General features: G+C 56.4%; 21 protein-coding genes. 18 read left to right on the top strand and 3 right to left on the bottom strand.

Annotation, left to right across the window (positions count from 1 at the left end; all coding sequences use genetic code 11):
• Positions 1-32: 32 nt before the first annotated feature.
• Positions 33-1,184, bottom strand: a complete 1,152-nt coding sequence (locus tag ACLCGK_RS00585) for a hypothetical protein (RefSeq protein WP_410950831.1) — start codon at positions 1,182-1,184, stop codon at positions 33-35.
• Positions 1,185-1,252: 68 nt separating this feature from the next.
• Positions 1,253-2,383: a hypothetical protein gene (locus ACLCGK_RS00590; protein WP_410950832.1), complete on the bottom strand. Its 1,131-nt coding sequence runs from the start codon at positions 2,381-2,383 to the stop codon at positions 1,253-1,255.
• A gap of 95 nt (positions 2,384-2,478) precedes the next feature.
• Here ACLCGK_RS00590 and ACLCGK_RS00595 point away from each other — a divergent pair, with 95 nt between their 5' ends.
• Positions 2,479-3,456 carry a hypothetical protein gene (locus tag ACLCGK_RS00595; RefSeq protein WP_410951276.1) on the top strand — a complete coding sequence of 326 codons (978 nt, stop codon included), beginning with the start codon at positions 2,479-2,481 and terminating at the stop codon, positions 3,454-3,456.
• Here ACLCGK_RS00595 and ACLCGK_RS00600 read toward each other — a convergent pair whose 3' ends face one another.
• Entirely contained in the window at positions 3,457-4,593 is a 1,137-nt protein-coding gene (locus ACLCGK_RS00600) for a hypothetical protein (RefSeq protein ID WP_410950833.1), read from the bottom strand.
• Positions 4,594-4,836: 243 nt separating this feature from the next.
• Here ACLCGK_RS00600 and ACLCGK_RS00605 point away from each other — a divergent pair, with 243 nt between their 5' ends.
• The 17 genes from ACLCGK_RS00605 to ACLCGK_RS00685 all read left to right on the top strand — a co-directional run bounded on the left by ACLCGK_RS00605 (position 4,837) and on the right by ACLCGK_RS00685 (position 23,082).
• Entirely contained in the window at positions 4,837-5,694 is an 858-nt protein-coding gene (locus tag ACLCGK_RS00605) for an ADP-ribosylglycohydrolase family protein (protein WP_410950834.1), read from the top strand.
• Between the two features lie 49 nt (positions 5,695-5,743).
• A complete protein-coding gene (locus ACLCGK_RS00610; protein ID WP_410950835.1) occupies positions 5,744-6,550 on the top strand; it encodes a hypothetical protein in 807 nt (268 codons plus the stop codon).
• The gene (locus ACLCGK_RS00615; RefSeq protein WP_410950836.1) at positions 6,535-7,377 is read left to right on the top strand and encodes a hypothetical protein; all 843 of its coding nucleotides are present in this window, start codon (positions 6,535-6,537) and stop codon (positions 7,375-7,377) included. The genes ACLCGK_RS00610 and ACLCGK_RS00615 overlap by 16 nt, the downstream gene beginning before the upstream one ends.
• Positions 7,378-7,454: 77 nt before the next feature.
• The gene (locus tag ACLCGK_RS00620; protein ID WP_410950837.1) at positions 7,455-8,093 is read left to right on the top strand and encodes an isochorismatase family protein; all 639 of its coding nucleotides are present in this window, start codon (positions 7,455-7,457) and stop codon (positions 8,091-8,093) included.
• Positions 8,093-9,301: a nicotinate phosphoribosyltransferase gene (pncB, locus tag ACLCGK_RS00625; RefSeq protein ID WP_410951275.1), complete on the top strand. Its 1,209-nt coding sequence runs from the start codon at positions 8,093-8,095 to the stop codon at positions 9,299-9,301. Before ACLCGK_RS00620 ends, pncB begins: the two co-directional genes overlap by 1 nt.
• 9 nt (positions 9,302-9,310) lie before the next feature.
• Positions 9,311-10,129 (top strand): ammonia-dependent NAD(+) synthetase, encoded by an 819-nt coding sequence (nadE, locus tag ACLCGK_RS00630; RefSeq protein ID WP_410950838.1) that lies wholly within the window; start codon positions 9,311-9,313, stop codon positions 10,127-10,129.
• A gap of 114 nt (positions 10,130-10,243) precedes the next feature.
• Entirely contained in the window at positions 10,244-11,965 is a 1,722-nt protein-coding gene (locus tag ACLCGK_RS00635; RefSeq protein WP_410950839.1) for a hypothetical protein, read from the top strand.
• Positions 11,966-12,014: 49 nt separating this feature from the next.
• Complete coding sequence (locus ACLCGK_RS00640) at positions 12,015-13,673, top strand: hypothetical protein (RefSeq protein ID WP_410950840.1); 1,659 nt, start codon at positions 12,015-12,017, stop codon at positions 13,671-13,673.
• A gap of 51 nt (positions 13,674-13,724) precedes the next feature.
• On the top strand, positions 13,725-14,207 hold the full coding sequence (locus tag ACLCGK_RS00645; protein ID WP_410950841.1) for an NUDIX hydrolase: 483 nt from the start codon (positions 13,725-13,727) through the stop codon (positions 14,205-14,207).
• Positions 14,208-14,218: 11 nt separating this feature from the next.
• The gene (locus ACLCGK_RS00650; protein WP_410950842.1) at positions 14,219-14,620 is read left to right on the top strand and encodes a ClpXP protease specificity-enhancing factor SspB; all 402 of its coding nucleotides are present in this window, start codon (positions 14,219-14,221) and stop codon (positions 14,618-14,620) included.
• Positions 14,621-14,994: 374 nt separating this feature from the next.
• Positions 14,995-16,485 (top strand): hypothetical protein, encoded by a 1,491-nt coding sequence (locus ACLCGK_RS00655; protein ID WP_410950843.1) that lies wholly within the window; start codon positions 14,995-14,997, stop codon positions 16,483-16,485.
• Positions 16,486-16,824: 339 nt separating this feature from the next.
• The gene (locus ACLCGK_RS00660) at positions 16,825-18,060 is read left to right on the top strand and encodes a hypothetical protein (protein WP_410950844.1); all 1,236 of its coding nucleotides are present in this window, start codon (positions 16,825-16,827) and stop codon (positions 18,058-18,060) included.
• Positions 18,061-18,089: 29 nt separating this feature from the next.
• Positions 18,090-18,491, top strand: coding sequence for a hypothetical protein (locus ACLCGK_RS00665; RefSeq protein WP_410950845.1), 402 nt, complete (start codon positions 18,090-18,092; stop codon positions 18,489-18,491).
• Complete coding sequence (locus ACLCGK_RS00670) at positions 18,488-19,585, top strand: hypothetical protein (RefSeq protein ID WP_410950846.1); 1,098 nt, start codon at positions 18,488-18,490, stop codon at positions 19,583-19,585. The genes ACLCGK_RS00665 and ACLCGK_RS00670 overlap by 4 nt, the downstream gene beginning before the upstream one ends.
• Positions 19,586-19,587: 2 nt before the next feature.
• Positions 19,588-20,520, top strand: coding sequence for a hypothetical protein (locus tag ACLCGK_RS00675; RefSeq protein WP_410950847.1), 933 nt, complete (start codon positions 19,588-19,590; stop codon positions 20,518-20,520).
• Between the two features lie 67 nt (positions 20,521-20,587).
• On the top strand, positions 20,588-21,565 hold the full coding sequence (locus ACLCGK_RS00680; RefSeq protein WP_410950848.1) for a hypothetical protein: 978 nt from the start codon (positions 20,588-20,590) through the stop codon (positions 21,563-21,565).
• Complete coding sequence (locus ACLCGK_RS00685; protein WP_410950849.1) at positions 21,562-23,082, top strand: hypothetical protein; 1,521 nt, start codon at positions 21,562-21,564, stop codon at positions 23,080-23,082. Before ACLCGK_RS00680 ends, ACLCGK_RS00685 begins: the two co-directional genes overlap by 4 nt.
• Position 23,083: the final 1 nt, after the last annotated feature.

The raw sequence follows: 23,083 nt of genomic DNA on the forward strand, positions 1-23,083 counted from the left end.
CATGGGGGGAAGATACGTGGCCGAGGGCGAGCCTACAAGCCAAGATCAGCCTCCAGCAACCCTGTGAGAGATTTCTGTGCCCCTATGACCACCAGCGTGCGCCGTAGAGTATCCATGACCTCATGGCCAGGGTGGCCCTCCAACGGGAAGCGGGACTGGATCAGTTCCATTTCCTGGGTCAGCTGTTTGCAGGTGCTGTAGTTATCGGCCAGTGAATTTTCAGCGCGTTCTTTGCGCAACTGTTCAAGCTTGATGGTCGCCGCCGCGCATTCAGCCTCACTGTAAGGCTCGATCCAGCGGGCCCTGGCCGTGTCGATCCTGGGTTGGCCAGCCTGAGACTTATCCGGGGTGATATCCGCTGCAATGATCGGCTGCCGATTAATCCAGGAATCTGTGCCCTCAAAAATCTGCACTTTGAAGGGCATTGGGCGCCCACCACCGATTGTCACCCCGTGGTCATCATAGCGAACCTGGACTTGCGCTACGGCTTGCTCGGCAATCTCGAATGCACCTGCCAGGGTGGCCGTGGTGCCAATCACATGCCTTCTGATGGTGGTGTACTCGCGATATTCCTCATCATCCCACTCCGTCTCAGCGCTATGCATCAGCACGCCGAACGCTTGCACCACCCGATCGGCGCGTATCCATCTGCCTTCATCTTTCGGCACGAACAATCGACCCAGAATATCACGGCCACTTTCGAGCTCGTTGATTTTGGTGGGCGACAGGTACCACTTCGAGGCCGGTGCCAGCAATTGCGACGAGGGAATGCCAATGAAGCAGTTCAACAAGGTATCGACTTTGCTGCGCGTCCTGGGTTCAAGCGCCTGAACAAAATCGGAGAAACCTTGCCAGTCTACGCCATCCCCATAGCGAACGCTTCCGAGCGCAAGGTGAAGGAAGTTGGTCACTGACTGCACCTCGCGATCCCAGCCCTCGTAGTCCTCACCCGCCAAGCGGTCTTCTTCATACTGGGCAATGCGCTTGTCACGCAGCGCCTCCAGGTGTGCCAGGTTCTTGACCTGCTCCTTGCCAATGCATGGCTGAAGGAGGCGAATGAAGCGATCCATTACCGGGCGCGGAATGTCGTTGACCCAGGCGTCCGGCATATTCGGCTCAGGATCACTCAATACAAAGCGCTGGGTGATCACGCGGAAATGGTACGGGCTGATTTTCGGCTGCATGACTATTCTCCTGGATGTTTCCAGTATGCCGGGTTCCACAAGCCCGTATCAATTTAAATGCAAAGCGATCAAAGGCCCATGTCCACTTCCAAGAGCGTGGCCAGAGCCTGTTCTTTCCCGAGCAGATGCAGCGTTTGACGCAAAGTGGTACTGATGGTTTCAGGTGTGTGGCCAGGGGCTGGCAACCGATTCCTCAGGGTGCTCAATCGATTGTTCAGGTGATCGTAGCCAGACTTCGAATGGGTAGCGCCAGTGATCTCCTTCTCCACCGTTTCAATCTCAAGCTGCACCTGGGCGCATTCAAGGGCTGTCAGGGGGGCTTCCCATTCATTGTGTGGGGTGAGGACAAACCCCTCCGGTGTGCGCCGGCTGGAAAACTCGATGTTGGCCTGCAGCACCGGTCTATTGCTGTTCGTGGCGATGATTTTGTAGCGATAAGGGAACGGACTGCCCCAGGGGGTGGCCACGTCGCTGAGAAATGGCGCAATGCGCTCAATTGAGCGCTCGGCAACTTCGATCGCCCCGGCAAGGGTACCCGCTGTGCCGACAATGCGGAGGTGATTGCTTGTCTGAAAGCCGCCTTCGTCCTCTCGCTCGCGTTGCGAGTACTCCTCGATCACATACCGCTGGGCAAAACGGTCGATCCGAATGCTATCGCCATTTTCCAAGGGTACGAACTTTCTGCCCAAGATCAGCACAGCTTCCTTGAACTCATCAATCGTATGGGGTGTTTGCCAGTCCGCATGCGGGAGCTCAAAAACCGTGGCGCAATCATTGCCGGTGAAGGCTTTCAATAACTGCGAGAACGCCGTTTTATCCTCCTCTGACAGCGCATCCACAAACTCCTTGAAGGTCTGCGGATCTGGCCAGTCGTAGTCCTTGTGGTGTTGTGACCGGTGCAACTGGTTAGCCAGATAGTTGGTCGCCGATTCGGTGGCCAGCACATCCAGCTTGGTGACAATCAAGTCATCCACATAGCCCCGCATGTCAACGCAGGCTTTGCGGTGCAGTGATTCAAAATGCGCGGCATCCTGGATGAGGATATCGTACGCCCGCACCTGCATGATGCGCAGAAACTGGTCAAGTGCCCGCGCAGATACAGCCATGAGCAAGCCAGGATCCAGCACTTCTCTGGGATATCGGGTGCGAAGCTTGCGTCGAACACTGTAGGCAAGGTAGGGATTGATTGTAGGGGTCATGCAGCATCTCCGGTATTTCCCCATTGTACCGAGCGCCGATTTTTTCAAGCAAATCTTGGCGTATTGCTGCAATAATGGAGCAAAGGAGAATCCGTATGTACGAATACCCGCTCACCAAAGATGTCCGCTACCGCGTCAACCAGCCGGTCGAGTTCACTGCTCAGACTGCCCAGGCGTACATGCGGGCCAGCTCCTTGATACTCGACGGCCAGGCCTTCAAGCCCGCCGCCCTGCTTCAAGCGCTCAATGACAGTCAACGTCTGGACTTTGCCGACGCGGTGTTGGCATTGCCTATTCGCCAAACGCTGTTGCTTGGCCTCCTTCCCTTCAGGGTGCTGCTCGACCCGCTAGGCTCCCTGGAGCAAGCCGCGCATGCCGGGGTAATGCTCATTGGCGACAATATCAACGTGGCATGTTTCTCTGCGGCCCTTGAACAGGCTCTAGAGTTGACTCAAACCCTCGCCCCCGAAAGGTTCCAGGATATCCTGAGTCTGTATCAGCACCCCCTTCTTGCCGGGCATATGGCAATGGAATTGGCACCAAAAACAGTAAGGCTGAACATCGTTCGCGTGTTGGCGCAGAGCCAACACCCCCTGACCTTTCCAGCGTGCTACCGCGAGTTGCTTGACCCCTTGATAGAATGCAATGATCCAGCCCTGGCTCGGATTCACGCCTGCTGCTTCAGTGATGTCAACAAGGCGATCGAAGCAGGGGCGCATTTTAACCCCATGGCCATCGGTCTGCTGGGCGGTGCGGTGTCAGGCACGGAAGATCTGGCGTTACAAGCCGGTTACAACTGGCGAGCAACTGGCGTTTTTCCATTGCTTCCGCATGCTGCGCAGGCGAAGTTTTTGGTGGATCTGGTCAGTCACTCACCCAACGTCCCGCGTGGTGTAAAACAGCTGAAGGTGGCGTTGGCGTCTGACCCCAAAGGCTTCGCGAACGCTCTGGCCAAGCTTGAACCCATCCAATGCCAAAAGCTGATTTCCATCGGGGTTCTGAATCACAACCACCTGGAAATCGTCAATGAAGTCGGGCGTTCCATGCTGCTTGAACTTGATCTGGGCTTGTGATCAAAGTCCCAGGTCTTCCGTCAATGTATCATCCAGCAGGTCAGGGTTGGACACACAACGTAGGAAACCCTGATCCCCGCTGCACTGATAGGCCCTGAGCAGCAGTGCGTCATGCCCCTTAATGTGCTGGAGCAGCTTGATCGGCTTGAGTTGCCGTGACAGGCAGGCGAAGATGCCGGCGAGCTGCGGGCGATCGCCCATGGCCTCCAGGCACCGTACCATCGCCACCTTGATGGGATTCATTGCCTCCATGTGCGTAGAAAGGCGAGTCTTCAGCGTTAGGTCTGCCAGGTAGTCGCTCCACTCAAAGCCGGCATCGTCCAGACACAGCAGCATTTTGCGGGTAACGGCATTGTCCATACCCCACCCAGTGAAGGCATTCATGATCCCCTGCAGGCGCTCGGCGTTGTCACGGATGAATTCAGGCGAAATGCGCGGATCGAAATCGAGGGCCTGAAGGCGCTTTGGATCTGGATCAGTATTGGAAAGGGCCATCTCCAGGCGTCGCAACAGTTCTTCCGGCATTGCCTCTTCCTGGCCAAGCAGCAACATCCGGATGGCCGGGCACTTGCCCACTGGCGCCACATACAGGTGCGACAGCAGGTTCTCACTGCTGGCGTGCTGGATGTAGACCTCAGCAGCGCCGGCATCGTCATACTTCAGCGCATACTCCATCAGGTGGCGCCCCCACAGTCCGTTGGCATCCAGCCAGCCCCGTCGCGCCTTGAGATCCAGCGCATCGGTGCGCAGGTCTTGTATCAACAGGGGGTGGTTTTCACCCAGGTGCTGGCGTATCTCCACGCCCGCGATGGAAAGACCGCAGGACAACTCCTTGTCGAAATGCCCGGTGATGGCCGCAATCACTTCTTTCGGGGTGGCGGCGTTGACCAATTGCCCGGCGATCAGGGCGAAGCAGAAATTTACCGAGGGCAAATTCTGAGTTGGATTAACATCATTGAGGATGTTGAGCAGGTTATAGAATTCAAAATCCAGCGCCTTGCCCCCTTCGGCAAACCAGGCGGCAATCATGGGTCGATACACGGGGGCTTTGGCGACGACAAACTCAGACGCTTTTGCAGTCAGCACCCACTTGCCATCGGTCTCTTGTGCGACCGAGTCCCTGAAGTCTTCCAGCAATGATTTGAGTACCTGGGGGCATGCCGACATGATTGTGCTCACCGTTAATCGACGTATGCCGAAATAGTACCTGGGAGCACCTCGGGCCAACAAGCAGGACAAATCAATCCCCGAGAATTTCTGAAGCAGTCAGACGAATTTAGTAAATATTGGTTTGATTTAAGTTATCCATATTCGTATCCTTCAAATAATTACTACGAGGCCCAGGCGCCTCGCCATAAAAACAACAAAGGTAAAAAAATCATGATTGGTGCTATTGCAGGCGACATTATTGGCAGTTACTGGGAGTTTCGCGACGAAAAAGACCGCGACACTGAACTTTTTCTGGCCGATTCCACCATTACCGATGACAGCATCCTGAGTGTCGCCACGGCAGAAAGCATTCTGCGCAATCAGCATTATGCCGACATGTACCGAAAATACTGCAGAGCCTACCCCACCTATGGCTACGGCGGATCGTTCAATGAATGGGCTTTGGTGTCCCCCAACTATTGCACACCCAATGGCAGTTACGGCAATGGATCGGCCATGCGGGTGGGGCCGATTGGCTGGGCATTCGACAGCATCCAGCGCACCATGATGGAAGCCCATCAAAGTGCCAGTGTGACCCACATGCACCCCGAAGGCATAAAGGGCGCCCAGGCCATCGCCTCGGCCATTTTCATGGCCCGAACCGGCATGGACAAGGAGTCGATCCGCCTGGCAATCGAGGAGTGGTTCGAGTATCAGACAGTCTTTGATTTCGACGTCCTGCACGAAGAGTACACCTTCACCCCCACCTGCCAAGGCACTGTGCCCGTGGCGCTGGCCTGCGTGTTTCAAGCAGACAGTTTCGAAGAGACGATGCGCTTGGGACTGCACGCAGGGGGTGATGTAGACACCCTGCTCGCAATCGCCGGCTCGGTTGCCGAGCCCCTGTACGGCATTCCTGAGGATATCCGCAGCCAGTCCGAGGCAATGCTGATGAAGCACAGCCCCGCCTTGCTGGGCATGGTGCTGGAATTTGAGCGTCAGTACGGCTGCGGCAAGGTGGTGAAGACTACGCAGAGCCCCAGGTTCGAGGGCTTCTTCACCCGCTTCTTCAAGAAAGGCAAACAATAGAAAGCCATCGCTGCCCCGTGGTACGCTGAATGCAGAAAAGGAGTCCAGTATGGGCAATTTGGTGACTTTCAGCGTCCGGCATGACCTAATGCACACGATCAGCACGGATCGGTTTCAAGACCTCTCCGGCCTGATGAGTGAACCTGATAATCAGGTCAAGACCTATCAGGCAGAGGCCTGCTGGGAGAGCGGCTTTACGCACATTTCAGCACTCTCGGGGGTGGCCTGCAGTCAGTACCACCATTCGGAGGATCACTGTGACCTGCTGGTCTCGAACCAGTGGTTGACCCTAATGCCTTGGGGGCTCAATCTGGTCAAGCATCGCCCGACCCCTTCCTATGCCTCGGCCTATCCACCTGAACTGGCACTTAAAGCCCTGCGCTCCCTGGTCAAAGACCACCCTGACCAAAGGCTTCAGCCTTCAACCCAGGCGCTGCAGAAAAATGCAGTTCGCTCTGCGTTCACCGTCTTCGGTTTCAAGACCGACTATTGCCATGACCTGGAAAAAAAGCCCGACCTGATGGCGCACATTCTTCAGCACTGTCGAACGGGCCAGGCCAACAAGGGCATCAATGACAGGGACTTCAGAATCGAGTCGCTGGGCACCTTCAATGCCGATACGTCCGTGCTGGTGACCATGTCACGCGGGGCTTTCTCCGTAATTCCTCTGGCCTACGCGCCGCTGGAGGTTTCTCCTGAGCATCAGGTGGCGATCATCAGCCAACAGTTCCAATCAGGGCACAGAAACCGCCTCATGGATCGCGCCAAGATCAGGGCCTTGTCTGGTGGGCTGGGCCTGGATTTGGTTGCAAAAAACGCCGTTCAAGCGCAGGAGGCGGCATGGGCGCCCAGGTAATCATGGCTGTGCGTCATGACATGCTTCACAAAGTCACCTCCGACATCACGTCGGCCCTAGGTCGAATGGCCAGTCGCAACGACGAAATCCCTCGCCATTTCGAGCCAGTGGCGACCGATGCCGGTTCCTATATCGAACTGGGGGATGGCCGTACGAAGCAGGGCATACTCTGCTCGCACCACCATGACATGGATGGCCACGCCACGCTGCTGGTGAATGGATCCTTTCTCTGCTCGATGCCACAGCTGGTTGGCCTTGATTATAGCAAGCTCAACAGCTTCGCCGATGTCACCCGGTTTGTCGCGGGGCGCATCCGCCAACGCCGCTACCCCTTCAGCAATGCACGCGTGAAGCACACCCTGACAGCAAGCCCGCCTTCCCCGCTGCTGAATCCCAGCTCCAACATGATCAGCTTGTTCAGCTACTACACCGATTCGTGGGACTGGTCGGGCGCTCGACAAGAGAAGGAGGAGACCCTTGCCGATCTGCTGAAATTCTGCAGAACCGGCATTGCCCAGCCACGTACCTTCGGATTCTATGATCGGGAGCACGGATACTACGGCAACCGCTTGCGGCATCTGACCACCTTTCCGGATCACCTGCTAGCCCTGGTTTCCTTGCGCCTGGGTCAGGTGGAGATCGGCTTGCTGCCTGCACGGGAAATGACCCTGGAGTATGAAGCGTTGGGTGTAGACCTGACCCAGCGCGCTGGCAATGGTATCGCGATCAATGCCTATGTTTTCAAAACCCTGATGCAGTCTCAAGGCCAAGACTTCCAGCGCCTGCCAATGCCCGGCAAGAAACCCTCCTCATTCGACCACTGCTAGCTTCCATATACTCGGTATACGAAAGCGCTTGCGCATTAAGTATACCAGGTGTACATTGTCCCCATGGTCAGGAGACAATGACGATGAAAAACAAGACAGCCACCTTTGACGTTGATGCCCAAAAAGGGTTCACGAACATTTGCCCCAAGGAATTGCCTGTGCCGGGGGGGGAGACCCTTGCCCCGGTACTCAATGCCATGGCCGACCTGGGCCGTTTCCGCGTAGGCTCCAAGGATGCACATGGCCCCGCCCCTGCCTGGGCCAGCGCCGATCGCGCCCTGATGGCGACTCCCACCGGCCTTGCTGAAGCCCCGCTGTACTGGCCCAGCCACTGCGTGGTGGGCACCGAGGGCTTCGAACTGCTTGACGGCCTGCCCAAGCCACAAGACTACCAAGCCTTTGTGTTTAAGGGCCTGGAGCCCGGCCTGCATCCCTTCGGCGCCTGCTATCACGACGTGTCGGAACGACTCAGCACAGGGGTGATTGAAGTGCTGAAAGTGGAGGGCATCGAGCGCGTCATCGTCGGTGGCCTGGCCTTCGACTTCTGTGTCAAGGACACCGCCATTCAACTGGCCAAGGCCGGTTTCGAAGTCATCGTGGTTCGAGAAGCCTGCCGAGCGATCGCCGACGAATCCGCCGCAGCGGCCACCCAGGCCATGCTCGCAGCCGGCGTCGAGATCGTCGAAACCGTCAAAGAACTCAGCGAAAGGAATTGATCATGGAAAGCGTATTCGACACCAGCAAGCCCATCGTCCGCTCGCCTTACGACGACGACTTCTACAAGCTGACCATGGGTCAGGCCATCCACCACTCCTACCCTGCCGCCGACACCGAATGGGCCCTGCGCGTGCGTTCGGACGAGGATCTGACGCCTTACATCGGTGAGATCCGCCAGGCCGTCGAACAGCTTCAGGAGCTGCACAGCACGCAGGATATGCTGCGTCACCTGCGCGGCATTCCGTTCCTGAAGCCCGACTACATCAACTACCTGGGCAATTTCCGCCTCGACCCGAGCTTCGTCAAGGTGGGGCAGGCCAATGGCCAGCTGGAAATCCGCGCACGCGGCCCCTGGGTGGCGGTCAGCGGCTTCGAGATCAAGATTCTGGCCATCGTCAGTGAGATTCGCAACCGGCACAAATACCCCGAACTGTCGCTGCAACAGGTCAGGGAGAGCCTGTACAAGAAGTTCGAATGGCTCACCGCCAATGCCACACCGGAAGAACTCCAGGTCTTCAAGGTTGCGGATTTTGGCACCCGCCGCCGTATCTCCTTCAACGCCCAGGAGGAAGTCGTCAAAACCATGGCGCATGACTTCCCTGGGGTATTTGTTGGCACCAGCAACGTGCACCTGGCCCGCGAACTGGGCATCAAGGTGTCAGGGACGATGGCCCACGAGTGGCTGCAGGGCCACCAGCAAGTGGGCCCGCGCCTGATCGACAGCCAAAAAGCAGCCTTGGACGGCTGGATCAGAGAATACCGTGGCGAAGCCGGCGTTTGCCTCACGGATGTCATCAACCTCGATGCCTTCATCGCCGACTTCGACCTGTATTACGCCAAGCTGTTCGATGGCTTGCGCCACGATTCTGGTGACCCATTGGTCTGGGGCGACCGCCTGATCGCCCACTACGAATCGATGCGCATTGACCCGCGCACCAAGACCCTGATCTTCAGCGACGGCCTGAACCTGGGTGATCGTGCCCTTCGGATCCTGCGTCACTTCCGGGGTCGCATCAATGTCTCCTTCGGCATTGGCACCGACCTCACCAACGGGGTCGAGGGCGTGAAGCCGCTGAGCATCGTCATGAAGATGGTGTCCTGCCAAGGCCAGCCAGTCGCGAAAATTTCTGACGAGCCCGGCAAGAGCCAGTGCGAGTCACCCGAGTTTCTGAATTACCTCAAAAACGTCTTCAAAGTGAAAGAGTAAGGGGTCGCCATGAATACTGAACGTGAAAACATCATCCGCGAACTGAATGTCCGGGCCCTACCCGCCGCAGACGAAATTCGCCAACGCGTGGACTTCATCAAGCAGCAGCTGACTCGCAGCGGCCTCAAAGCCCTGGTGCTTGGCATCAGCGGGGGCGTCGACTCCCTCGTTGCCGGCACCCTGGCCCAGCAAGCGGCGACTGAGCTGCGCCAGGCAGGCTACGACGCCCGCTTCATCGCCATGCGCCTGCCTTACGGCGAGCAGAAGGATGAGGCCGATGCCCAGGCTTGTCTGGCCTTCATCAAGCCGGACGTCACCCTGACCGTGAACATCAAGCCCGCCACCGATGGCATGATGGAAACGCTGCTGGCGAGCGAGGCCTTTGCCAGTGATGCCGAGCAGGACTTCGTCAAAGGCAACGTCAAAGCGCGGCAACGCATGATTGCCCAATATGCTGTAGCAGGTCGACACAAAGGCCTGGTGATCGGCAGCGACCACGCCAGTGAATGTGTCTTCGGGTACTATACCAAGTTTGGTGACGGGGGCTGCGACATCGTCCCGCTGTCAGGTTTGGTCAAGGGTCAAGTGCGGGAAATGGCCACGACCCTCGGAGCGCCGGAGCGACTGGTCTTCAAGACCCCTACAGCGGATCTCGAAGATCTGTTGCCACAAAAAGCCGATGAAGACGCCTACGGTGTCACCTACCAAGAGATCGACGCATTCCTGCTGGGGCATGAGGTCAGTGAGCGTGCTCAGGACATCATTCTGACGGCCTACCAGGCCACCCGGCACAAACGGGCACTGCCCTACACGATCTTCGACAAGTAATTGCGGCTCTGGCCGAACGAAAAGCACGCCTTCGGGCGTGTTTTTTTGCATTTAGGGGTGAATTGATTTGCCGGGGGTCGGTATCATGAAGAAAACTGACTGCGGAATTGCATCATGAGCCTGCACCAAGCATTAATCCCACCCCAAACCATAGAATGGAAGCAAGCTGACGCAGCTCGTAGTGGCATGACTCCGCTTCAGGTATTTTTCTCTGGCGTGCGTGCCAGCATTGAATTTCAAAAGGGTGGCGGCGACGCCCTGCACTGTGTTGAACAGGGTGGCTACCGCGATGCAGCCGACCTGATCAAATGCATGCTCCTGGAATACCCGCCGAGTGAGCCTCGGTTCATTCCGAAAGAAAAAATGGAGGCTGCGAGTTGCACAATGAGTTTCCTGAGAGCCCTGGTGTTGAACGCCCCAGAAGCCATTCCCGAATTGCAGGCGTACGGCTTATCCTTTCTGGAACGAGCGGCACAAACCACCTTTTTCGACCAGCTTACCCCTGGACGCTCGCTGTACGCACATCTTGTCGATTCCTATCAAACGCTGAAGGCGGCATTCTGGGAGCACTACGATGCCCGCCAGGGCCTGAACTCGATGATGTTTAGTGCCCATAAGCTGGGGTACTCGACCAACGAAGAAGGTTACCACACAGATTTGATCGTGAAGATCATGGACGCGGTACAGGACGATGCTGACGAACAGGCTGTCATTGACTACCTGGCGAGCTGCCGCGCCACTGGGCACACTCCGGAAATCAACTGGGGTGTGTACCTGCACCCCAATGCCACCCCTTACATCCAAGCCTGGATTCCGGCGAACCAGCGAGCAAACACCCTGATGACGGACAGCCCGCTGATCAGCGCCGCGCTTAAAAACGCCTACGCTCGACCTGCGGCCACCCTTGCCTTCTTGATGTCCAGGGGCGTTGCCGTGGATGTCCGCCAGGCTGTTGAGCGTATCGCACAGGCACTCGACGTCTCCGCCCAGGATCAGGTAAAGCTGGGCTGGTTGCTATGCCCTGATCCAGCGGCCTTCAAGGCGATGTACGACACCCTGGATGCAGACGAGCAACAGGAGCTGTTGCTGTTTGGTTTCAAAAACCGCCTGCCGCTGCCCGGTTCCTATGTGCCTGGGCAGAGCGAGCTCAAACGAGGCATGGTGGAAGGCTGTTTTTTGAGCATCGCCCAGGCAGGCCTGTCAGAGCGCTTTGCCCGAGCGGCGATTGACTATGACGTGGCGCGCCGAAACTCTGAGGAAAGCTCCTGGTGGTCACCCCTGATTGTGCAGGCCCAGCCGGCGTATTTTCTGGATCAGCTGGCCAAACTGGATGCTCAGGACGCCTTCCGGCTCATTGTCAAAACGGTGAAGGCAATCAGCGCGTATACCTCGGTTCCTGAGCGCCCGGAACCCGAGCTTGCGCACGGCGATGTGTCGATCACCATCGGTCAGCAATCAACCCGGAATGGCCAGGGCATTCTGCTCAAACACCAAGGCGCCCTGGTCAACCTTGAGACGCTGTTTGACACCATCAGGACAGCACTCGATCTCACCGTGCAGCGGGCGATGGCGTTTGAGGTTGTCCAGCGCGGGCAGGTCGGATCGAAGCCCCGCCCGATCAAGGCTGTGCTCAAGGACTACTTCCAGAGCGTGAAGGAGAAGGACTGCCTGAACCTGGTGATTCACGACCTTCTTGATAAGACGGGTGTGCAGGTTGCCTTGAGCTTGAAGAGCCTCAAGCCTTTACTCACCGGAGTCGATTTCCCTCATGCGGTCATTGAGAAAATGACCCCAGGGCAGCAGGCTGCCGTGCTCGAAAGAGACCTGGGTTTGTGATCAACAGGCCATTTTGCTAACGTATTTTCTTCATCAGGCAGACTCACCAATGACTCCCTTGCTGCGTTTTTTTCAGAATCTGAAACAGAAGATCAATCTGAGCAGTGGACACGAACGTCTTGCATCTTTGAGCGTCACAGGTGACTACTGCGATGTGGCTGACCTCATGCGGTGCCTGATGATCCGCACCCAGCGGGAAAGCATGCGTTTCGTCCCGTTCATGGCCAAGATGGAGATTGAAACCTTCATCCCCTGCTTGCGTCAATTGCTAACGGACGATCCCGCTGCTGTTGGTGCCCTCCAACAGCAAGGCATCACCTTCCTGGAGCTTGTCAAAGAGCGCTCAGCAGCCTATATGAAGTGTGAAAGCCAATCGGTGTTTGGGCTGCTCACTGACCAGGACGCTGCGCTCAGAATGAAGATCCTGGAGCAGTACGATGGGCGCCTGGGCCTGGACGCGCTCGCTTGGAGCGATGATGACGTCGGCTGCTCGACCTATTTCTCACTCTACCATTGCGACCTGATTTGTACCCTCATGGATCATGTGAAGACCACGAACGACGAGCGTGTCATCCTGCAGTACCTGTCGAACTGCGTACCTCACATGCAGGAAAAAGGCCTAAGGCCTGATCTGAATTGGGGGCTGTATCTGCACCCCAAGGCTTCGCCACTGATGTTGTCATGGCTCGAAGAACACCAGGAGTTTGTCAACCACCTGGAGTGGGACGACTATGTGACTGCAGAGCTTCGGGCGGCCTATGAGATGCCTTTTGCCGCCATTCGCGCCATGGTCGAGCGTGGGCTTGAGCCAGATCCCGAGACCCTGTTGGACAGGGTGTCGCGTGTCATTGGCATCGAGCAGGAAGACCGACCGCATTTGGCGTGGCTGATGAGCCCTATGCCAGCGCAATTGGCCGCCTTGTACCAAGACATGGCGCCGGCTGAGCAAGAGAAGATGCTGACCTTTGGCGCTTGCCATGCTCTGCCCACTCGCGGGGTGTTCAACCCTGGTAATTGGGAAAAGAGCCGCGCCATGGTCGAGGCCAGTTTCCTAATGCTGATCCCAGAGGGGATGCCAGACGGCGTGAGTAGGGCTGTCATCGATGCTGTCTTTTCTGAGTTCGACTGGAAAAACAGCATGCCCTGGGCAGCGCCGCTGGCGATTGAGAGGCAACCAGCGTATTTCCTCGAAAAGACCGGTCATGACCGCTTCTTCCAGGCCTACAAGGTGGTCAGTTATGCACTGGAAGCGATGGTTGCCCACACGGTACCGCCTGCGGCGGTGTCTGCGCAATTTGATCACGGCGGTGTTACGGTCACGCTGGGAAAACCCAGTCTCATGAACCCTCACGGGATTGGTTTGCAGGTGGATGGCAAGACCCCGTCACTGGAGATTTTCAAGCAGACACTGCGCGACTATCTGAATATGGCTGTGGCGCGGGATCTTAAATTCGCCTCGCAAGGCGAAGCAGAGCCATTGCTTGCCTTCCCTGCGGATAGCCTGCTCAGAACTTTCCGCGACCTCGATCCAGGGCGACTGTTGCGAATGGTGGCCCATGACATGCTCGACCAGGCCTCGGAGCATGTTGCACTTTCCATGGAGGAGGTCGCAGCCCTGGTCGGTGACCATGACAACCCGCTCCGACTGGTTGAAAAAATGACGCCAGCCCAGCAGGCAAGCCACCTGGAAAGTGATCTGGGTCTTTGAATGACGGGGCCCTTTAAGGTATACTCAGTATACTTCCACAGGAGCCTCGCCATGCCAGATATCCTCTACAGCAACAAGTACTTCAGCGTCGAATTGCGTAATCGTCACTTTGTCGTCACCGAACAAAACGAATGCAATGGCGCTGTCATTGTCCCCCAGTTGGCCAACGGCAACTACCTGATGGTCGAGCACTTCCGCCCCGCCATCAACCAAACGTCCCTGGAGTTCCCACGTGGCGCCCGCGATCCAGGTGAGGACACCGCGCAGACCGCCACCCGCGAGCTACTGGAAGAAACCGGCTATGCCGGCGATGCACCGCAACTGCTGGGCAAACTGCACACCAACAACTCCCTGCTGGCCAGCCACATCGACCTGTATGTCATCCGCAATGCCATCCGCGTGGCCGAGGCAACCGATGGTGAAGTTGCAAACACCAGGGAAGTCAGCAAAAATGAGCTCAAAGTGCTGGTAAGTACTGGCCAGATAACGGATAGCCACAGCCTCGCATCCTTTGCGTACCTGGTGGCGCAATAAGGCGCTTCTACATGAACACACCTTCGCCCAGTTTCAAGGTATTCTCGATCAGGGCGCTCTACGAGTGGATTCTCTCACTGAACCAAAGCCCTAACCTGGTTGTGCGCACTGACTACCCAGGTGTTCGTGCACCGACTCAGTTCGCCAGCCAGGCAGATCGCATGCGCTTCAATATTTCCCCGAAATGCGTGCAGGGGCTTTCGATCAATGTGGAGACGGGGGTGATTTCGTTCTACGCCTCGTTCAGCGGCGTGCACACGTCCGTGAGCTTTCCAGCGGAGGCTGTGGAATCGTGTTTTTCCGGGGAAACCAAGGAAGGTATCGAATTCGAGGTGTCCAGACACGCCCCCATTGCCCCTGGGCATCTTGCCCGCAAGGGGCGACCGGCTCTCACCGTGGTTGTTTCCAACTGAAGTGTGGCTAGGAAGTGTCCTTCACGCTCCCCACTTTAGGTTGATTCTGTAATCGTCGAGGTTCTTCACAGACTTCAGGGCCTTAGCGCGACTAGGCATCGCGCCGGAGGACTTATGCGGCATATTCGTGGCTTTTGCTCTAAAGCGCGACCTCTTTGTTACCATCCAAGATCTACCACGAGCGAAAGGTTTCACTCAGCGAAGCATTCAATCCTGCTTGATGTGAGGGCCATCTAAAGTGAAGCAATCCGAACTAAGTCACAAAAACAAATTTCATAAAAAGTTCACAATAACGCCAATCCCTTGGTGCGTCTAGCTTACAAGCCATCGCCCAATAAAGCCTTTACTCGAAATATCGTGACGAGGATTCTCACTTGTCTTTGCCATGGTATCATTTGAAAAAAGATAAGGGTTTGGCAATGCGCTTCCGACAGTTTGGTGTCACGCTTCTCGAATTGATTTTGGTTATTGGTTTAATGGCTGTCGGAACGATCCTCGCCCTTAATGAAAGACAGGCTGATTTGGAGATACAGAAAGCCAGGGTCGTAGGGAACTATTTTTTTCAATACAATAACGCGGCACGATCGTGGCTTTCTAACAATATCGGCGCCAGCGGCGCGCAAAAAATCGGTACAGCCTGGCTCAAATCGACATCCTGTGTTGGCGGGCTGAGTGCTGTGGCCTACCTACCATGTGATTTCCCGGAACTCACCACTCTCAAGCCATTGGGGTTTGGGGAAATTAGCATTAGCACAACTGTGGTGAGTGTTGGAGCACCTCCAAACCTGACTACCACACTCACCACACAAACCAGCCCATTCAAACTCGCTGGAAGCTTGCGGTCAGATCTTTCGGCAGTAGCTGCTATTACGGCTGCGGCAGGGATGTATGACACCCGAACGCCCGTGTCAGCTGCAACTAATGGCAGCTTCCAGTCAGAGCCAGATACCGCCATCGTCACAATGGTGGCCAGTAATAACGGATCTGAGGATGCCTGGCTGAGAACAGATGGTAGCAACACCATGAATAATAATCTGACTTTCAGTTCCGATTCTCCACAATCCATGCGCATCATACGCAATCTGTCGAGAATAGAAAGTCTTGCTGCTCAGGCGCTTTACCTAGGTGTTGCAGGGGGTGCCAATGAAACGACTGCCGCGCAAGTCATCGTCGATGCAGATCAAACCATTCTCGGAAAGTTAATGGTGCAGAGTGTGAAAGGCGGCGACGGGATTCTTGTTAATCAAGGTAATATTCGAGCAGCTAACGGCGATGTCATCGCGAAAAATATTCAGTCCACTAGTAATGTCTTAGCGGGTGGTGGAGTTTACGCCCAGGGTTCTGTTGGATCACAAGTAGATGTAACAGCCAATGGTGCCATGAGTGCTCAAATTTATTATGATGCAAATAACACATCATTCTATGTAGATCCCAGCAATAGCACATATCTTAACGGCCTAGTTTTGGCTGGAAGGGGCACTTTCAATGAATTTCTGCAGGTCAATGGCATTGCAATCAAAAACACCCCCTGCCCCTCCAACGGCTTGGTTGCTCGGACTTCGACTGGCAAGCTTTTGTCGTGTGATGCTGGCTTGTGGGTTGATCCATCAGCAGCCAGTAGCTGCAAGATGGATGATCCAGTCGGCCTCCAGGGCTGGCGCATAGGAGGCTGTAGTGTCAGTGGGGCAAGCTATGCGGGCGCAACCCAGCCGATTGGCGGTACTCGCATCGTCAGTGATTCTCGTGGTGCCGAATATCGCCAAATATGCAGATCGGACGGTGCTTGGAACGTTGTGGATTCAGCAATCGAGAATGGGGCAAAAAATTATAGCGGATTTGACCTATCGGTATGTGGCTCGAATTAACTTATGGAGCTTGCCGATCACCGGGGCGGCCACCTCGTTACGCGAGGAAAATGCTGCAACGGACATCAAGGACGCCAACGGCAATTGGGCGCCGTGAATCTCCCTCATGTCTTGCTGTTCGATAATGCCGGAGATCTTGTCGCCGATCTGCGTGGAGACATGGTTAGGGCAGCCTTGGTGAAAATGAGGTGGGCAACACGACACTGATGTCGGGAGGTGACAGACCTATGTTCGTTTTTCTTAAGGCAATCCATTGTCCTTCAGGAATGACCTCAATCCTGAAGCACAATATCCATCCAAAGCGAGTTGTTGAGAAGCAAGCGCTCTCGATTTGGATGGATGAGCGGTAACCGTGATGTAACGATCACCGCCATCCTGGTCGCCGTTCGTAAACCCTTGGTGCCCAACGAACGGCTCATAACCCTCTCGCGCTTGACCCTGGTGCAATGCAAAGGGAATACTGAATCAAACAGTGAGGCCGTCATGACCCTACCCCCTTTCCGATATGCAACCCGTCTGGACGCCGCGATTGAGAAGCTCTTCTACCCAGACATTGAATGGGTATTCGAGCAGAACTTCGAGGGTGCTGTCGCGCACATCTATGAAGTTGATAAGGCTGAGTACATTGCCAGCGCACTCCTGGAACGTAGAACCCCGATCATCGCCAAGGCAGTGCTCAGGCTGCTGCAACTGGCGCCCGAAAGCCTGTCGATTCGACTGCTGAACCAAACAGTCGATATCACCACGACGCTATACAAAAGCTCGGACGCAGCCGAACAGTTTCCGGTGGATTGTGGGCGCACCTTGTACGACGAGCTTAATCACTTCACCAGTACCAACCCTGGCGGGTCGGTGCGGGAGCACTTGACTCGACTGTTGTACCGCACGTTGTTCCAAAAAGCTCCTGAGTCCAGGCAGTGGATCCGCGACAACTTCCTGTCCTATGACCCGATGGATCTGACATCCATGTCCCAAAGCCTGGGGCTGATCGATGGCAAAATGCTGGTCATCATGAATTACATTGGGCTTGATAATCAGCTCATCCGTGATCGGGCGCGAGAGGTCTTGGACGTACAGCTTGCTCAAGGCGCTGCGGATCCGCAGTTGGTCTTGCTGCTCTCAGGACAACCTGAGTTCGACATGGCCTACCTGACCAAGGTGGCCGAGCACTTCTACAAGCCCAATGAAACCAGGGTAATGATGCAGCAGAGCAACAACAACCACCTGCGCGTCTTGGGTGATGCTTTGATCGCCAATGCGCAGGTTGACCAGGTGGAGGAGATCGGCCAGTGCATGAAGGCCATTGCCGGCATGGATCCGGCCTTGCTCCCTGGCAGGTCTGGAGGTGACTTGCTGCTTGATTTTGTCGCTCACACCTGCCCCTCCAACTCTGCGCGCCTGGCCGCTCTCTACAGGCGCAATATTCTGACAGCCGAACAGATCGGCCCACGATTGAACACCAACAAGGAGCTTGATTTTGCCGTCCGTCACAGCAACTTCAAGCTGCTCGACCTTTTGCCACATGCCCCTGAAACCGTGCAAGCCGGACGACTGGAACACGACATAGGGCTTTAACACGGACTCTAATCCGACCGGAGAGAACCATGCAGCCACGACAAACCACCAGAACCGCCGCCATCGCTCGACTGTGCAAAGCCATCGAAAGGGCTTTCGAACGTGGTGAATCCGTCATGCTGACCACGCATGAGTACACCTATCGCAAGAAAGGCGAGGAGCTTGAGTCCGAGCATGCGGTGTATGAAGCCCTGGCTACCGGCATTTACCAGAAAGCCCCGGTTACCCACGGACGGGAGGTCGTCGACCACACCTTCATCTACTACGGCAGTCGCGATGAGATTGCGGGCATTGTAGGGCGCGACTGCAAAGACCTGACCTACCAGGAGCTTGAAGAAATGTCGGTGGGCTTGAATGCCGGGGCTGTGCTGAGAAGCCTGGCGCCTGATCGCAGCCATCTCAAGCGTGATGAGCAGGAGTTGGGTCTGTGAATTCCGATCTGCGCACCACCCTGGTCACATGTGACTATGCCGCCGCTGAGAACTTGCTGCGCACGCCCATTGGCCGCGATCCAGCCGAGCTTCGGGACAAGAACATTGACCACTACCTGGTCGCAGCGATGATCGAAACCGAGTCTCCAATCATTGCACAGGCAATCGTGGTTGCTCACTACAAGCCGGACGGGTGTTTCCTAGCCGACTCGATCAACGCGGCCTGTCACCTGTTGCTCGCCGAGGCCGCAACCCGCCCGGAGGGCATCGAGCATTTCTACGGCATGCGGGTGAAGCAACTCCTGATACAGGTGGATGATGCCAGCGCGCAGGACGATAGGGCGAAACAGGTCAGGCACAACCAGACGGAAAAATTTCTGGGGGCTTGCTATGAGCTGATTCTGAAGCTGGTGCCAGACGCACGGACGCTGCTGCTGGAAAGCTTCATGACCTACAACCCTGGCGAGCACGCCGTGCCAGGCGCCAGGTACCCAGGGTGCTTCGAATTCAATTACAAGCTGCTGCAGTCCCTGGGCGTTTCCAGTGACGTCATGCGCCAGCGCAATCGAGAAGTCATCGATGCCCAATTTGCCCAGGGCAAGCCTGACAAGGCGATTCTGTCCCTCTGCCAGGGGACTGCTGACTATGATCACGAATACCTCGCCAGGATTGTCGAGTTCGAAGCTCGGAAATTTGTCGGCAAGGGCGTCATCTCGCTGAAGGACGGTGATCGTCGAGAATGGGCCTTGCACCTGGCGCGCACGTGCAGTCCAGATGAGCCTAGGCCGTTGGCCCGAAGCGTGTGCGCCCTGCTGCCAAAGGCCTTGAAGCCAGAGCAAATGAAAACGGCCACCACTGTCGAACTCATGGGCAGGCTGCAGGATCATATTGAATCGCCCATGGTTGCCAACATCCTGTTCCGGAACCTGACCGACAACGCGCTGCTCTCAACCACAGACATCGGCTCCTTGGTCAGAACCGTCAATGATTTCCAGTATGCGCGGGATTCGGGGAAATTCGACCTGCAGGAACTGCTGAATGTGGTGCCGGAGGCTATCAGAACCTATCAGCTTGAAGCGGATCTGGGGTTGTGACGATGAAAGACTGGATCAAACAGGTCAGAGATGATCTGCGTAGTGCCTCTGATCGTGATGGTTACCCGGAGCTCACCGATCGAATATTGAAACACTTGGGTGAGTCCACCACGCCCTTTTCGGATGCATCGCTGGTGATGAGTTTCGGAGCCTTGAGCTTTCACACCACAGGTGAAAATTATGTGCTGGCGCGTATCATGGCCGACGAGCCATTGCGGCTGAGGCTCATCGATCACGCCCTGATCGATCCGGTTCCCATCGTCACCAAGTCAACCCGTGAGTTCACCAGGGCGTTGAGCGCATCTCAAAGCGTTGAGTACAACGACGCGCTGTTCGACCGTTTGCTCAGCTTCGAGAGTGCGAAAAAAACCGCGTTCAGGCTTTCCGGGTTGCTCAGCACGCACACCGTTTCTCCAGAAAAACTCGAAGCCGTGGTGTTTGGAAGACATGTTCGTGGCCAGATAGCAAGCGATCGTCTCGAAGCGCTCGGCGCGGCCTATTTCGCGCTGGATCTGCTCCAGGATTCGGACTGCGCAACGGTTCGTTTGCACGCACTGCTGATGGATGTACTGCTCCAGCACTTCCCCCCCAAGGGCAATGAGCGCGACACGCTGGCGGCCTGGGAAACGGTGAAGGGGCCGCGCATCCTCACCCAGGAGGAAAAGTTTCACGCCTACAGCTTCTACCATCATCTCTCGAAAAGCTACGAATTCGATCTGAGTGGGCTGGCGGTGTTGTCACTAGACAAAGCTCAGCGGTGGTATGCCGCCCACTGCGCGACCCCTGAGACGTTGGCGCAAATGACAACCAGCGAAGCCCACCTCGGACTAGGACGCAAACTGGTAGCGGCGGGCGGGCATTTGAGGGCCTATACCCATGCCCTTACCCAGGAGCAAATGCTGGAAGCTTCGCTGAGCCAGGATCTCGGTTTGTAGCATCTCGATTATTGCGTATATTGTGATGCCAGGATAAGCTCTCCCCTACCAATAACAGGAGAGCAACATGGCTACCCGCAATACACAAGAACAAACCGTGAAAGCCAGCGTTCTGCCTGCCGTGGGCGACCCCCACTCGAAACCCATGCGTCGGCTGTCGCACATGCACGCCGATGTCGAGCGCGCCCATGCTACTTGCCAGGGCCTGAACCTATTCCAGGGTGATCTGGAAGCGTTCAAGGTGTTTCTGTGCAGCTGTGATCCCACCCGCGAAGGCAAATACCTGCGCTGGATCCTCAACCGGATGAACCGCCAGACCCCGGAACGTGTCTTCGATCTGGACTTCGACCGTCAGGGGCTGGCCGCCAGGAAGACCCTGCTGGCGTTCAGTGTCAAAAGCCAGTACCTGCCACTTGAACAACGCGATATTCTCGCGTACCAGTCGCTGCGCGAGGTGGGCCTGGTGCTGGCCGAGCATGCTGAGTCGTTCAATACGATCTCCAATGTGCTCCTGGCCAGCCTGGACGCCGAGGAAGTCTTCGAGCGCACGCTCATCCTCGAACACGAGAGGTTGAGTGTCTGCGACCCGCAGACGATCGAGGAGACTGCCGCACTGCTCGGCAATCCGCAGTGGCTCGACAGCCGTGGAAAAGGCTTTTACCGTAAATTGAAAAGCCTCGGAAAGATCTTCCTGCTGCTCAGCGATTTCGGCGTCCAGGTGCTGGTGCGCCCACACGCCAGCAATGAGCGCGGCATCGTGTACGACTGTACGGGCGAGTTGAGCTTGATTGAAGATGCCCTGGCGCACCATGACCTCACGTACGAGGAGGCTCCGGAAATCCTGGAATTGCTGTGCAAAGTCGATCCAGCCCTGCCGTTTGACGAAAGCATGGAGGACATCGAGTTGTTCCTGGCGGCGCTGAACCAGTTCCCGCTGATCCTCATGGAAGGGCGTGAGCTTGACGATGGCATGCGCGATACGTTGCTGAGCCATCCAGAGCTCGGTGAGGAGGCGCGCAACGTCATCCTGGAGTGCGAGGCATGACAACAAAGACAAAGGTCGCGCCATGGCCTTTTTCTGTCCCCGAGAAGGCCCTCAAGGGCCCTCTTGGGCGTGAACTCAGGGCGTTCTACGAGCAGAACCACTACCCCAGTGAACGTGAGGAATTTGACGACGTCCTGGAGTACAACCAGGCCGGCAAGCTGCTGACAATCGCCCACAAGTACAGCGCCGATGGGTTGCTTGGTCTAATCCTGGCCAGCACTGGCACTCACCTTGGAGGGCATTTGTTCGAAGGCCGTGCCGCCATCAGTCTTGGCGACCTGTGCGGCTCGCTGAACCTACAGCGCAATCAACTGCAGTTTCCTGACGTAGATTTCAAGGGGCTGATAGAGCAGGTTGCGCCGATGATCCTGGGCAAGGCGCCTGGCAGGAAAAGCTTAGTCGAAAACTGGCTAGACTATGAACAAGAACGCAAGCAAATGATCAATGACATGACCGATCTTGCTGGCCGATCGTTCTACAGCGGTGGCCTGCCTTCCCAATCTGATGTGATCGTTTTCAGTGCCATGGCGCATTTTTGCGGGTTGGACATGCCGCGCAGCAGCACTCATAGTCTGCCTGATGGTGTTATTCAGACGCTGGTCGACCTGGCCCTGCCCTTCGAAGACCGTCAGGCTGGCCTGGTTGCCTTCTGTCTGCAGGACATTCCCTGGCATTTCGACAAGCCGATGCCGAAAAATCTGGTCGTCAGCTCCTATGTGTTTGCCTTGGTGCGTGTGATTGCGCCGATGGCCATCCTCTTTGGCCAGGACGTGGTGGCCGTAGCCGAGACGGTGCACAAGACACTGGATTTCATTTTCCTGCAGATTGCTGAAGATCAGGGAAACTTCAAGATAGGTGCGCCTGAGGCATATGATGCCGGCATGAACACAACCCTCATGTCCTTGCTGTGGAACCATCCTGAACATTGGGAGCGGTTCTCACTGGTCGCGGCTGATTTGCTGGGCATCGACTACAAGCACATGCTGAAAGACTACGGCGAGCGACGTCAGACGGCAGGCGGGTACCTGGCGGATCTGGCCTTCATTCCTCGGGATGGTACTGACGGCACCTTCGCCAAATGCGCGCTCAAGGCGCTCGGTGCCAGGTACGGTCTGTTTGACCCCAAGCACATCGTCAGACGCTGGGGAACATGCAACATTGCGTGGGTGAGCGGTGTGGAGGACTTCGCCCCCGCTGCGCAGGAAATCAACCAGATGATGCAAGCCGGCATCTGGCACCAGGCGCTGAAGGGCACGCGGGTTTCCGCGTTGTTTGGTGAGGATGCCGCCAGGCATGCGGTGATCAACTATCTCGAATCGGGCGGGAACGCCAACCTGCAGCGGGCCAGATCCTCGCTGGACACGTTCCCGGCTGTGATCGAAAGCGTGCTGGCGCTAGTGACCAAGCGCTCTATGGCAGCACGGTTAGCGACCCTCACTCAGTTGACGTCAGGGCAGATCGAACGTTTACCCGAACACTTGCACGAAACCATCCTTGCCGCTGACTTGGGGTTATAGC

It is taken from the genome of Pseudomonas sp. S1(2024) (assembly GCF_046557535.1).